This is a genomic window from Parapedobacter luteus (assembly GCF_900168055.1).
Taxonomy (GTDB): Bacteria; Bacteroidota; Bacteroidia; order Sphingobacteriales; family Sphingobacteriaceae; genus Parapedobacter; species Parapedobacter luteus.
In genome coordinates, this window is record NZ_FUYS01000001.1 from 486,848 (window position 1) to 499,914 (window position 13,067).

Consider the following 13,067-nt stretch of genomic DNA (forward strand, 5'->3'; position numbering starts at 1 on the left):
GCTAAACGATTCTTGCCGTTTAACGGAAAAAGTAAAAAAAAGAGGAAAAAGCAATATTTTTATTAGCGTTTCGCAGCAGATTTCCGTCTATATCTATGGGTACATATGAATTTGGATTTAAACAGACAGGACAGCTACTTTACGTGGACGGAAAGGAAGACGGGCTTTTAGCCGACATCTTGAGTGGACGGCTAAACCTTACCGCCCAGCTGGAGGAGCAGGTTTATCGCCGATATTGGGGCAAGCTGATGGGCGTGGCCAGAAGGTATGTGGTGGATACGGAGACGGCCAGGGAAGTCGTGAACGATAGCTTTGTTAAGGCCTTCGACAGGCTTGCTGATTTCAGGGGGCAGGGGCCGGATAAACCGGCGGTATTCAGTGCCTGGCTGATCCGTATCACCGTCAATACTGCCATTGATCGTTTGCGAGGACAGCGGACAATGCCTGAACCGATAGCCGTTGACCGACTGGAAAGCCATCCCGCAGTGGAAATGGATGACAGGCTGCAACTGGATGATATCCTCCGTCTTCTGGAAGGACTGCCAGATATCCAACGCATCGTTTTCAACCTTTATGAATTGGAAGGATATAAGCACAACGAAATAGCGGAGTTGTTGCAGATCCCAGCCAGTTCGAGCCGCGTTTACCTGACCAAGGCAAAACAGGAATTGCGGTCATTATATATCAAATATTTCGGGGGGAGGTATGATGGATAAGCGAGATAAGAAAGAATTGATAGCTGGCATCCGGGATTTCCTTCGGGATTTTGAGGAGCCATATGACCACCGGGAATGGGCGCACTTCCAACGCTACAGAAAGAAGCAACGGAAATCCATACCACGTTTTGTCAAGCTTGCCGGCATTGCAGCTTCGTTGTTCCTCATGGTTTATGCCTCGGTAAAGTACCTTCCATTGTTGGATGGAATTGATAACAGGAAAACGCCGGTGCAGAAGCAGGCTCCTGACCTCATGGAAGACGCAGGCCAATATAAGCGCGATTCGGTAATCGTGGATTCGATACCGCCCGCTGTCGACGCTGCTGGGCAGAATAAGGAGCAAATCGATGCACCGCCTACGCGGATGCCGCAGACAAGCCGTGCAGTAAGCGATATGCAGCTGGGGGATCCGGTGTTTGCCGGACCAACGGATGCAGGGGCGTCAACACCTGGCTCACTGGATGGTCTGCCATCCATCAACAAAGGTGAAATTGAAACCGTGCCGATGTCGAAGCATGTAGCACCTGGCTGGAAACCGCAGACCGGAACTTCCCATCGGGTTGAAGACATCAAATTGCCGGCCCTGCGATTATCGACCAAAAATCGGTTGAATCTCGGGGACATCAAATTCGGGGCAAACCTCAATTCTGCCTTGACGGACAAAGGGTTGGTATTGGGAGGTGGGCTATCCGCGCAAATCGCATTCACCAATCGGATGTCTGCCGAAATCGGGCTAAGCTATTCCTCCATGACAGCAGGAAAGCGCTGGGCGGCGGACATGTCGGATACCACCGGCTCCCAGGTCGTGGAAAGCCGGAACACGATAGGGATGGTATCCCTCCCAGTCTCCCTGAACTATGCGTTCACCGAGCGTTTCTCTGTATCGTTGGGCCTTGCGCCTTTCAGCGCGGTAAGGGATAGACGAACCGATGTGATCCAGTCCAATCGATGGGTGCACGGTGATATGCTTTCGGGCGATACGACAAGGCGCATCATCAGCGAAAGGACCGAATCGAATCGGCCGGACTCGATTTACCGGGGGAATAATTACTGGGGATTCATCCAGCTATCCGGTTATGTAACGCCACCATTCCTGCAGCGGTACAATACCGTGATAGCTCCATATGTCGGGATTCCCGTTGGGCGGTTGCGGAATGACCGGTATCGCTGGCTGCACGGCGGGGTATCGCTTCGGTTTTATGTGCAGTGAGCGGGGCAAATATGGCGAGCCACAGTTCCGCACCGAATCACTCCACCCGATATACGGCGGTATCGGTTTCCGAAAGCCTGAAATAACCCAGGGCGTAATTTCCCGCATCGGTTTGGTTGACAATGTTCCCGCGGATATTAGCCGGTGGCGTGCTGAACGGGTCTCCGCTCGCGCTCGCTAAAATCAGGCCCATGAAGCTGTAAAACTGCTGAGAGATGCCCGATAGGCTCATCCGTATTTCGTCTCCGCTTTCAAGATCACTGTGTATAAACGGCTGGAACAGTTCGTTGCCTTGTGTATATTGATTGTCCAATATCTCATAGGAAGGGAACAGCAGGAAACCGGTCGTTATTTCCGTAAGGTAAAAGTTCGGTGCATTGCCATCATCGTTAAAGTAAAAACGGACTTCGATGTTGTCTCCGAAAATGTTCAATACCCGCTGTTCTACGCGGCTGATTTCGGGCACGGGCACCAAGGTTTCGGTAGCGGTATATGTCTGATCACCGACAACTACCCGGAGTTCATACGTGCTGTGAAGTTCGGGGACGAAATCGGTGCATATGTACTCACCCGTACCAGGACGTTCAATAAAATCAAACCGTTGGCCAGCGGTGTTGGTCACGTACACCGTTGCCCCGGATACGGTTGGAATCTCCGTTGCATAATAGTCGGTTGTCGTGCTTAACTTGATCCGCTGGATAGCTCCGTCAGTGCCTTTTTCCCAGGAAATCGCCGCATCGACCACCAACCGGGGTTCGGCCGTGTCCAGATCGATATCAACTACTTTTTCGCAGGCTACAAACAATGCCATAAAGGTGAGGGAAAATGCGATGCGCAAAAACGATTGAGTGTTCATCTTTTTAAAACTTAAAATTGTAAGAAATGCCGGGGATAATACCAAAAATGGAAAGCCGGGTTGCCTCGTTGATACCTGTATCTTCATTGGTCGCAAACCGGATGGAAGCTGCATTCATGCGATTGTACAGGTTATAGATACTAAATACCCATTCGCTTTGCCAACCTTTTTTTCGTTTGGGCTTCGGTATATAAGTCGCGGCGACATCCAGGTGGTGGTAGGCGGGAAGTCTGCTGTCGTTCCGCGAGCCGTAGCTCGGGATGATGATGCCCCCTATCTGGTACTGTCCGTTTGGATGCGTCACCGGCCGTCCCGACTGCAGGGCGAAATTGGCTGCAAAAGACCACTTGTCGTTAAGTTCATAGACACTGGTGATGACCACGTTGTGCAACTTGTCGTAAGGGGAGAGGTACCATGCGCCATTGGCAATCCCCGGTTCTTCGGGCGTATGGCCCGGCGTCCGTTGTTCTGCCCGCGACAGTGTATAGGCTACCCAACCGGTAAGCCTTCCGGTATTTTTCCGGAGCAGGAACTCCCACCCCAGCGAGCGGGCTTCCCCGTTCAGGATGACTTGTTCGATTGCGTTGTTGGCGATCAGCTCGGCCCCGTCTATGTAATCGATACGGTTTTGGACGGTTTTGTAAAACGCTTCGGTTTCAATGGTGTAGGTGTCGTCCGCAAAATTCTTGAAATACCCCATGGCCACTTGGTCCAGCAATTGGGGCTGGGCGAAGGGTCCGCTGGGCGTCCAGATATTTACCGGCGTAGGTGACTGGGTGTTGGCAAGCAAGTGCAGGTACTGCGTCATCCGGTTATAACTGGCCTTCAACGAGGTGTTGTCATCCAGCGCGTACGAAATCCCAATCCTGGGCTCCAGGTTGCTAAAGGAAGCAATTTTTTCGCCCCTTCCGTAGCTTGTCGACCCGATTGGGGTCCCTTTTTCATAGATTCCAAAAACGGGGTTGAAAACTACAGCACGGTTGTGTTCATAGCGGTTGACATCCTCCTGCCCAAACCGGTAAAATTGGCTGTAGCGCAGTCCATAGCGGACAGTCAGCTTTTCGGATAGTGTATGTTCGGCGTCGATGTACAGCGAAGGTTCCAATGCATATTTTTTATCCAGCTGCATAAAATTGATGATCGACGCCGGGCCGCTGGGTTCCAGTGTACCGGGGTTAAAATCGTAGTACAATGAATTGACACCGTACTGCAGGCTGAAATCGTCCGAAAAGCGGTGTGAAAAGTCGTATTTCAGCCCGTAGCTTTCAACCGCATTATTCCACATAAAGTCGGCGAAATCCAGTTCCAGGCCGAAGCGGTAATCGCTATAGAACGTGGTCAAATCAGCGATTAGGTCTTCGGAAAAGCGGTGCCTCCAGCGTAGATTGAGCATTGCGTTTCCGTACGAACTGAAAAACAAATCGTTGATGTCGAACACATCGCGTCCATAGTAGCCGGAGAGGTACAGGGAATTGTTTTCGTTGAGCGTGTAATTAAGCTTGGTATTGAGGTCAAAAAAATACCCGGAATTATCCTGGTTGGCAAGTTTTAGGAAAAGATGTGCGTAGGAACTTCTGCCTGACAGCATAAATGATCCTTTGTCCCTTTCGAGAGGGCCTTCGGCCGTCAGTCGGCTTGAAATCAGTCCAATACCGCCGTTCATGTGAAAATCCCGGTAATCGCCGGTCTTTTGACGGACGTCCAAAATGGACGAAACCCGTCCGCCGAACTTCGAAGGGATCCCGCCTTTGTACAGCTCCAACCCACTGATGGCGTCGGCATTGAATACCGAAAAGAAGCCGAACAGGTGGGAATCACCGTAAATGGGTGCGCCATCGAGCAGCATCAGATTCTGGTCTGCTGCTCCTCCCCGCACGTTGAATCCCGACGCTCCTTCACCCGCGCTGGTGACGCCTGGCAGCTGCATGAGCGACTTCAGGGGGTCGGACTCACCAAGGACCACCGGGGTGCGTTTTATCTGCTCCATCGAAAGACGGTTCACACTCATCTGCGGCTTTTTGATTTCAGCGATGTTTTTCCTTTTTTCGGTAATCACTACTTCCTCCAAGGTTTCACTGTCCGCTGAAAGCGTGTAGTCTTTTGCCATATCACTGCGGAGCCAGACCTGGTCTTCCATATCCAAATACCCCATGTGGCTAATCCGTAACGTGTAGTGCCCATTGGGCAGGCGGACAGAAAAGCGGCCTTCATCGTCGGTAGGGACCGATGTCCGCCTTTCTTTAATCGAAATATTGGCGCCGGGAACGGGGTGATGCTGTTCATTCAAAATCGTTCCGGATAACGTATAAGTTTCCTGCCCCTGGCTGGGAATAGGTTTTACAGTAATGTTGTGGCCTTGGCGACCGAACGTATAGCGAGACTTCTTTTCAAGCGCTGCGATTGTCGTTTCGATGTCATTCGGATCGATGGTGACCGTAAATCCCATTTTTTCTGCGATGTCCAGCTTATTGTCGTAGGCAAATTTATAGTCACTGTGGGCTTCAATCGTACTGAATAGCTGTTGAAGACTTGGGTTGTTTAAAATGATGCTGTTTTCCTGTGCGTGGCCGTGGTATAAAAACACGAGTGAAAACAACCAGACGAAGGTAAGTTTCATTTGTTTTCGGATGTGAGCTATGAGATATTCTGTTGTGATTAAAATTATCGTTCGTGTGTGAGTGTGATTTCCTTCCTTAAGGTGTCGATGTTTGAACGCACATCATAAATGGTAGTGATGGTCTTCATGATATTGTCCAACGGTTCATTTTTGCGGATACGCATGGTTACCCGCTCCTCCAGAATCCCCGACTCGCCCATTACCGTGTAGCCATAGGCCTGTTGTATATAGGCTGCGATTTCTGCAAGGCTCGCCTTTTCAAAATCGACGTATAGCGGAGCCGCACGTTGCCGGCTACGGAAGGGGAGGACCTCGGCTTTGGCATCGCGGTACACAAAAAGTTCGCCCGGCGACAGCATCCAATCTTGTTCTGCGCCTTCCACTTCCATTTTTACGCTGCCTTCATACAACGCCACCTCGATACCGCCACCGGCAAGGCTCTTTATGTTGAACGAGGTGCCGAGCACGGTGGTGATCGTACGATTGCAGGCCACGCTGAACGGCGCGTGCGCGTCTTTCGTGACTTCGAAGTACGCCTCGCCTTCCAATTTGATGGTTCTATCGCGTTGAAAGTTTTCGGCATAATGAAGCGTTGAGCCCGGTAGGAGATTGACTACCGAATGATCGGGCAGCGTAAACACGCGGATGGTTTCGTCGGTGTTTTCCACCAGCAGGAAATCGGCTCCGGCTCCGGCGTTTATCGCCCATTGCAGGGCCGCAATGACCAACATCACTGACGCCGCCACCGCGGAAAAGTATTTCCAATGGGTTTTCCATGAAACAACCTTTGTGGGTTTTTCAAAGGCTTTGCTGGCGAAGCGTTCCCAGGAAGCTTCCGCTTCCTCGTGTTGCGGTGCGGGATAGTCGGCGCGCCAAAGTTTATTGAGGTACTCGTTCAGTTTCATGTCTTGAGGTTTCTTTGCTGTACAATAGCTCGCATGAAAATCCGCTGTCAACCATCAACCGGATCACCTGCCCGGCGATCCCCCGGTCGGATTCGGTACGCAGAATTTTGTCAACGTCTTCCAGATCGAATGTAACCCTGCCGTTTGCGGCCAAGGGCTTCAGCGACTTCGTAAGGGCTTCGGCCTGCCCGGGATCCGACACGTCGGTCTTGAAAATCTCAACTACCATATTGCTTTTTGATTGTTATCACAGCCACTTGACAACTTGGATCCGGGAAGTTCCTAATGGTTTGGTGAAATTTAACAATTTGTTAACACGAGCGAGCCCTTTAAGGGACCTGAAACCGTGTTCCTACGGATCCCGCAATGAAGCCTCGTTTTGGGCATGCGCTCTTAGAAATTTGTTGGCCAGGTACAGGTGGTTGGCAATGGTTTTCGGCGACAGTCCGGTGAGTGCTTCGATTTCTTTGTAAGAATATCCGTTTATTTTGTGCATCCGGAAAATTTGTTCCTGTTTTTCCGGTAGCTTTTTTATCAGCCTTTCCAGAGCAGCTTCGCGTGCCGTTTCCAACGCTTCGTTCGGGGCGCGTCCGTCGGTTTCCAAAAGGAAATCGGAGGTGTCCAGGGCGGTGTTCCGCTTCTCCTTCTTAATATGGTTCAGGATGATGTTTTTGCATATGACGAAGATTTGCTTGTCCAGCAAGACATCTTCCTTCAGCAAGTGGCGGTTTTTATGCAGTTTTAGAAATGTTTCATGTACAAAATCCTCGGGAGACAACAAGCTGAAGTTGAATTTCCGTCCTATCCCAATCAGTTTCGGGTAATACCGTAAGTACAGTTCTTTGTATGCTGTCTGGTCGCCGGTTTTAAGCTTTTTGATAATTGCAGTATTGCCGGTGGTATCTTGCATGCCTGATGGATGTTTCCGTTGAATGGGCAAAGATAGGCCAGAAGTTTAATGAACTTTAAAAATAGATAAGATTTAACACGAATCTGTTTTTTTCCCGTAGGGCGATCCAGCGGTAAGATGCGTGCTATACGGCTTATTTCAGGCGATCCAGCGTCCCCTTCCTTTTTGCGAGGTTCTTATAGTCCCACTGAATGGATTTGGATTTGTCTAACCATCGCTGCAGGTCTTTCACGTTGACTTCTTCGACCGAATTGTAGAAGATTGATGCGTCTTTGAATTTTTTGCCCTTGACATTCAGCGCTTCCTCTTCAAAGTCTGCTCCGCTCCAAAACATCAGTCTGATGCCCGCTTTTTGTTTGCTGTAGCCAACCGTCGGATTGCCATCCAGAAACCAAACGGGGTGTGCATGCCATATTTTGTTTTCAGCTTCGGGCAGGTGTTTAGTGATTTCGCTGGCCAGCAATTCACAAATGGATTTATCTGTACCGTCCTTAGCATCGTTGTATGCTAATATGTCTTTGGAAATCATATTATATTTTATACGCAAATTTACATACTCATATTTAATAAAGCACCTCAATGGTGCAACCGGAGGTAACTCTTTCTTTTTTAACGCGGACACCGATGATTTCACAGCGGGTTAAGCAAATATAGTGTTTTATCTCCTGGTCTTGCCGAACCGATATGTGAATCAGGAACCCTTCACTTTCCTGCAAAATCTGACAGACCTCCTCAATATCAGGTGGCGATATGTATGTCCTAATGGCGGAAGTTTAGGTTTTTAATGGCAATTACCACAGAGCAAACTGAAACGGTAGGGGGGAAGTTATTGGTTAGTTCACAGGTTTTGTAATTGATCCCTGATCTTCAAAACTTGCCCTATTTTTAGCCCTACTACATAAAAAAAGCACCAATCGTGTGTGACTGATGCTTTTTTAGTAGCCCGTAGGGGAATCGAACCCCTGTTTCAAGAATGAAAATCTTGCGTCCTAACCCCTAGACGAACGGGCCTTTTCTATCTTTCCGAACAACCCTGTTGTTTTTCGGTCTGCAAAGATAGGAGTATTTCTATTTCTTCCAAAGAAAATCAAAATTTTTTTAATGTCGCTATGGGTAGCGGCGTGAGTGGTACTATTGCCACCCACCGCCAACGGCCCGATAAAGGTCGGCTAATGCCTCGAGATGTAGTCGTTTGACATCGGTAAGTTCAAGCTCGCTCTGCAGCATATTGTTCTGTGCTGTTATCACCTCCAGGTAGTTTGCCACGCCATTTGTATATAGACTATTGGCGTTGTTTACGGCATTGCGGAGCCGGGTCACTTTTTCTGCAGCAAGGACGCTGCGTGCTTTCAATTTCTCGATTTTGATGAGCGCGTCAGCTACTTCGCCAACAGCTACCAACATGGACTGACGAAATTGGATGACGGATTTCTCCCGTTCGATGCGCGACACCTCATACGCTGTTTTTAGCCTCCGGTTGTGGAAAATGGGCTGTGTTATCCCTCCGGCGACTGCTCCGAAAAGCGATGCCGGTATCGTAAACCAATTGCTGGCAGTAAATGTATTGACACCACCTTGGGCGGTGATGGTCAGTGAAGGATACATGTTCGCCCGAGCCTGCCGCATTTGGGCGTCTGCTATCCGTACACCTAATTCCGCAGCGTGGACATCCGGTCGCCTACTAAGCAGGACGGAGGGAATGCCAGCAGACACGCGATCAGGAACGGCGATATCGGCAAGGTGCGCAGCTGTAAATACTGCTGCAGGCATCTTACCTAGTAAAATACTCAATGCATTTTCCTGTATATTGATCTCCTGCTCATATAAAGGAATGAGCGTTGCTGCGCTCAACCGTTGTGCTTCAGCTTGCTCCAAGGCTAATAGGGTGGCTTCACCAACTTCATACTGGAGTTTGATGAGATTCAGTGTGGTATCATTAAGGGCAAGGCTGCGCTTGGCAATGGTTAGTTGCTCGCGCAATGCCAATAAATTATAATAAGCATAAGCTACATTGGTGACCAACTGCGTCTCGACGGCCTTGCGCGCTTCTTCGGTTTGTAAGTAAGAGGCGAGTGCCGCCGCTTTTTGATTACGGATTTTTCCCCAGATATCCAGCTCCCAGGAAAAAGACACCGAGGCGTTGTAGTCTTCGATGTGTTTGTTTCCGAGAAACTGATTCAGGCTAATGCCATTCAAGCTGTTGTTGGATGGACGGGTAGTACTTCCGGTTAAGGCCAGCCCCACGGATGGTAGATACGCCAGTCTGGCTTGTGACAAAATACGGGAAGCGATCTCGATATTTTTTACGGCCAACTGTAGGTCGTTGTTCTGTGCGACGGCGGTATCCAGTAAAGTCAGCAGAATACTGTCGCTGAAATAGTCTGTCTTCGGGAGGTGGGCGATACCCAGTGTGTCAGTCGTGTCGGCCGATGGTGCCGGCGCGTTGCGGTACGACTCGGGGAGCCCGGCGCTTGCTTGCACGCCTTCTTGAGGTGCTTTGCACGATGTGATAAACAGCAATGCGGTAAGGCAAAGCCAGTGCGGGATTTTGATCAAAAGAAAATTCATCATATAGCGTCTATGTGAAGGCAGCGATAGCACCAATCTGGCCGGTACTATAAACTGCCGCGTATGATATCAGTGTTGTTGTAATGCGGTGTTGACTTCTTCTACGTTGTTTGAGGCCGTTTGAAACGGTGATGATGGAATACGTGCGACGGTAGGCGAGGGGCCTGTGATCCGCTCCTGCAAGTATTGGAACAAAATATATAAAATGGGGATTACCAGCAACCCTAATATGACACCCGAAATCATCCCCCCGGCTGCACCGATACTGATGGAGTGATTGCCTTTTGCTGAAGGGCCTGTAGCAACCATCATGGGGGTAAGTCCCACAATAAATGCAAGGGAAGTCATCAGGATTGGGCGAAGCCGGAGCCTTGCCGCTTCCAGCGCTGCGGATACCAGGGATTTGCCCATTCGCCGTCGCTGCACCGCGAACTCGACAATCAGGATGGCATTTTTGGCAAGTAAACCGATAAGCATCACCAGGGCGACTTGAACGTAAATGTTGTTTTCGATGCCGGCAAGACCTATTGCGATGAAAACACCGAATACGCCGGTCGGGATAGACAGGATTACCGCCAACGGTAGCAGGTAGCTTTCGTACTGCGCAGCCAGCAAAAAATAGACAAATACAAGGCACATCAGGAAAATGACGGTCGATTGGCCGCCGGACGTGATCTCCTCTTTCGTGATACCTGAAAATTCGTGGGAGAATCCCTGAGGTAATGCCGTGGCAGCAACCTCGTCTACCGCCCGTATGGCATCGCCCGAACTGAATCCAGGTGCGGGTATGGCGTTGATGCTCATTGAATTAAATAGGTTGTAGCGCGATGCGGTTTCGGGGCCATAGACACGCTGCAACGCAACCAAGGTATTGATGGGTACCATGTCGCCGAGCTTGTTTTTTACATAGACACCGTCGAGCGAGGCCGGGTCTGCCCGTTGATTTTTCTCGGCCTGTACCATTACCCGGTAGTACTTGCCAAACCGGTTGAAGTCTGACGCCTGCGCACTGCCGAAATAGGCTTGCATCGTCTGCAGGATATCTCGCGTACGGACGCCCAATTGCTCGGCTTTCACATCGTCTACCAGCAACTCATACTGCGGATAGTCGGCTTTGAACGGTGTAAACGCCATGGCGATTTCTGGACGTTGCATGAGATTTTGAATGAAGCCATCGCCGATTTGGTCAAACCTATCCAGCTTGCCGCCGGTACGATCCTGCAAAACCATGTCAAGCCCGTCGATATTGCTAAATCCCGGCACGGTGGGGAAAGTAAATACAAAAAAGGAGGCGCCTTTGATGGCAGCGAGGCGCTGGTTGACGACGGTCATAATCTCCTCGATGCTTTTCACATCGCCCCGCTCTTCATTCGGCTTCAGCAAAATGAAAGCGACGCCCGCTGAAGGACTGGTGGCCTGCGTAAGGATGCTAAAGCCGGAGATGACGTTCAGCGTTTTCGTGAAATCCATGGGCTGGAGGATTTGCTCAGCTTCCTGCAAGATGGCATTGGTGCGGTCAAGCGAAGCACCCGCCGGCAGGTCGACCGAAATGGCGATAAATCCTTGATCTTCCGGTGGAATGAACCCAGTAGGTGTGCGTTGGATTAAAACGATGGTCGCTAAGACTACCGCCGCCAGTGCCCCCAGCGTAAGCCACCGAAAACGGATAAGAAAGCGCAGGCTGCCAATGTACCGATTGGTAAGCCGGTTGAATGCGGTATTGAACCCTGTGAAGAATTTTTCTTTAAACGTCAGCCGTTTATTGTCCTGTCCATGGGCGGACTCGTGTTGCTTTAGAAACAGTGCGCATAGCGCTGGGCTGAGTGTCAACGCATTGATGGCAGACAGGACAATGGCAATGGCCAGGGTAAAGGCAAATTGTTGGTAAAATAGTCCGGTGGAGCCTTCCATAAAGCCCACGGGCAGGAATACCGCAGACATGACCAGCGTAATGGATACAATCGCTCCGGTGATTTCGCTCATGGCGGAAAGGGTAGCGGCCTTGGGGGTAAGATGGCGCCGTTCCATTTTGGCGTGGACGGCTTCGACGACCACGATAGCGTCATCCACGACGATCCCGATAGCCAATACCAAAGCGAACAAGGTGAGCAGATTGATCGAAAAGCCAAATAACTGCATAAAGAAGAACGTGCCTAAGATGGCTACCGGTACGGCGATGGCGGGGATGAGTGTGGAGCGGAAATCTTGAAGAAACAGGAAAACGACGAGAAATACGAGGATGAACGCCTCAATAAGCGTATGCTTCACTTGGTCAATCGATTGGTCGAGGGCATCTTTGGTATTATATAAGATGAGGTATTCCACGCCTTCCGGAAACTGCTTCGAGGCCTTTTCCAGTAAATCCTGCAGTGCGATTTGGATTTCGTTGGCATTGGAGCCGGCCAGTTGCATGATACCGATGTTCAATCCTGTTTTGCCGTTGATTCGGGTGGCGCTTGCATAGGTGTACGCACCCAACTCGATGTTGGCTACGTCTTTCAGCCGCAGCATCGACCCGTCGGCGTTGGCGCGGATGATGATGTTTTCATATTCTTCCGGTTGATTGCGTTTCCCTTTGTACTTGATGACAAATTCGAAAGATTCATGGCTGCTTTCGCCGAAACGTCCGGGAGCGGCTTCGATATTCTTATCTTGTATGGCGGCCATGATTTCGTTGGGCGTAATGTTGTAGGCCGACATCTTGCTTGGTTCGAGCCAGACGCGCATCGCATAGTCTTTGTTTCCCCCGAAGACAATGGCCTGTCCAACTCCGGGTATGCGTTTCATCTCGGGTATGATGTTGATTTGTGCATAGTTTGTCAAAAAAGTCTGATCATATCGTGCTTCGTCCTCGGTGTACAGGTCAACCACCATAATGAGGCTATTCTGCTGTTTTTGCGTGGTGATGCCAGCCTGTACTACTTCCGCAGGCAGTTGGCTTGTGGCCTGCGCCACACGGTTCTGTACATTCACCGCTGCCTGGTCGGGGTTGGTGCCGAGTTTGAAATAGACGGTGATGACCAGGGAGCCGTCATTACTTGCTGTGGAACTCATATAGCTCATACCTTCCACACCGTTGATGGACTCTTCAAGGGAAGGGGCGACGGCACGGAGGACGGTTTCGGCGTTTGCTCCCGGGTACAGCGCGGTGACTTGGACTGCGGGAGGAGCGATATCGGGAAATTGCTGCAACGGCAGCCGTGTCAATCCCAGGATACCGAGGACGACCAGTAGAATAGACACTACCGTGGAGAGCACGGGTCTTTCGATGAATTTCTTAAACAT

General features: G+C 50.3%; 10 protein-coding genes and 1 tRNA gene. 2 read left to right on the forward strand and 9 right to left on the reverse strand.

Annotated features, from left to right (window positions below):
* Nucleotides 1–95: 95 nt before the first annotated feature.
* Together B5X72_RS01970 and B5X72_RS01975 are read left to right on the forward strand one after the other, a co-directional pair.
* Nucleotides 96–716 carry an RNA polymerase sigma factor gene (locus B5X72_RS01970; RefSeq protein WP_079715122.1) on the forward strand — a complete coding sequence of 207 codons (621 nt, stop codon included), beginning with the start codon at nt 96–98 and terminating at the stop codon, nt 714–716.
* Entirely contained in the window at nt 706–1,926 is a 1,221-nt protein-coding gene (locus B5X72_RS01975) for a hypothetical protein (RefSeq protein WP_079715124.1), read from the forward strand. Before B5X72_RS01970 ends, B5X72_RS01975 begins: the two co-directional genes overlap by 11 nt.
* A 37-nt stretch (nt 1,927–1,963) precedes the next feature.
* Here the strand turns inward: B5X72_RS01975 and B5X72_RS01980 are convergent, their stop codons facing one another.
* The 9 genes from B5X72_RS01980 to B5X72_RS02020 all read right to left on the reverse strand — a co-directional run bounded on the left by B5X72_RS01980 (nt 1,964) and on the right by B5X72_RS02020 (nt 13,067).
* On the reverse strand, nt 1,964–2,782 hold the full coding sequence (locus B5X72_RS01980; RefSeq protein ID WP_079715125.1) for a DUF4249 family protein: 819 nt from the start codon (nt 2,780–2,782) through the stop codon (nt 1,964–1,966).
* Nucleotides 2,783–2,786: 4 nt separating this feature from the next.
* Nucleotides 2,787–5,399 carry a TonB-dependent receptor gene (locus B5X72_RS01985; protein WP_079715127.1) on the reverse strand — a complete coding sequence of 871 codons (2,613 nt, stop codon included), beginning with the start codon at nt 5,397–5,399 and terminating at the stop codon, nt 2,787–2,789.
* Nucleotides 5,400–5,443: 44 nt separating this feature from the next.
* A complete protein-coding gene (locus B5X72_RS01990; protein ID WP_079715128.1) occupies nt 5,444–6,304 on the reverse strand; it encodes a FecR family protein in 861 nt (286 codons plus the stop codon).
* Nucleotides 6,279–6,533, reverse strand: a complete 255-nt coding sequence (locus B5X72_RS01995; RefSeq protein ID WP_079715130.1) for a hypothetical protein — start codon at nt 6,531–6,533, stop codon at nt 6,279–6,281. Before B5X72_RS01995 ends, B5X72_RS01990 begins: the two co-directional genes overlap by 26 nt.
* A gap of 123 nt (nt 6,534–6,656) precedes the next feature.
* On the reverse strand, nt 6,657–7,214 hold the full coding sequence (locus B5X72_RS02000; protein WP_079715132.1) for an RNA polymerase sigma factor: 558 nt from the start codon (nt 7,212–7,214) through the stop codon (nt 6,657–6,659).
* A 133-nt stretch (nt 7,215–7,347) separates the two neighbouring features.
* A complete protein-coding gene (locus tag B5X72_RS02005) occupies nt 7,348–7,743 on the reverse strand; it encodes a DUF1801 domain-containing protein (RefSeq protein ID WP_079715133.1) in 396 nt (131 codons plus the stop codon).
* Between the two features lie 410 nt (nt 7,744–8,153).
* Nucleotides 8,154–8,225: transfer RNA gene (locus B5X72_RS02010), tRNA-Glu, on the reverse strand.
* Nucleotides 8,226–8,345: 120 nt separating this feature from the next.
* A complete protein-coding gene (locus B5X72_RS02015) occupies nt 8,346–9,785 on the reverse strand; it encodes a TolC family protein (protein ID WP_079715134.1) in 1,440 nt (479 codons plus the stop codon).
* A gap of 66 nt (nt 9,786–9,851) precedes the next feature.
* Nucleotides 9,852–13,067, reverse strand: coding sequence for an efflux RND transporter permease subunit (locus tag B5X72_RS02020; RefSeq protein WP_079715136.1), 3,216 nt, complete (start codon nt 13,065–13,067; stop codon nt 9,852–9,854).

Coding starts and splice junctions, on each gene's coding strand:
- B5X72_RS01995 (WP_079715130.1), bottom strand. CDS start 6,533: ATGGTAGTTGAGATTTTCAAGACCGACGTGTCGGATCCCGGGCAGGCC.
- B5X72_RS02015 (WP_079715134.1), bottom strand. CDS start 9,785: ATGATGAATTTTCTTTTGATCAAAATCCCGCACTGGCTTTGCCTTACC.
- B5X72_RS01975 (WP_079715124.1), top strand. CDS start 706: ATGATGGATAAGCGAGATAAGAAAGAATTGATAGCTGGCATCCGGGAT.
- B5X72_RS02020 (WP_079715136.1), bottom strand. CDS start 13,067: ATGTTTAAGAAATTCATCGAAAGACCCGTGCTCTCCACGGTAGTGTCT.
- B5X72_RS01985 (WP_079715127.1), bottom strand. CDS start 5,399: ATGAAACTTACCTTCGTCTGGTTGTTTTCACTCGTGTTTTTATACCAC.
- B5X72_RS02000 (WP_079715132.1), bottom strand. CDS start 7,214: ATGCAAGATACCACCGGCAATACTGCAATTATCAAAAAGCTTAAAACC.
- B5X72_RS02005 (WP_079715133.1), bottom strand. CDS start 7,743: ATGATTTCCAAAGACATATTAGCATACAACGATGCTAAGGACGGTACA.
- B5X72_RS01990 (WP_079715128.1), bottom strand. CDS start 6,304: ATGAAACTGAACGAGTACCTCAATAAACTTTGGCGCGCCGACTATCCC.
- B5X72_RS01970 (WP_079715122.1), top strand. CDS start 96: ATGGGTACATATGAATTTGGATTTAAACAGACAGGACAGCTACTTTAC.
- B5X72_RS01980 (WP_079715125.1), bottom strand. CDS start 2,782: ATGAACACTCAATCGTTTTTGCGCATCGCATTTTCCCTCACCTTTATG.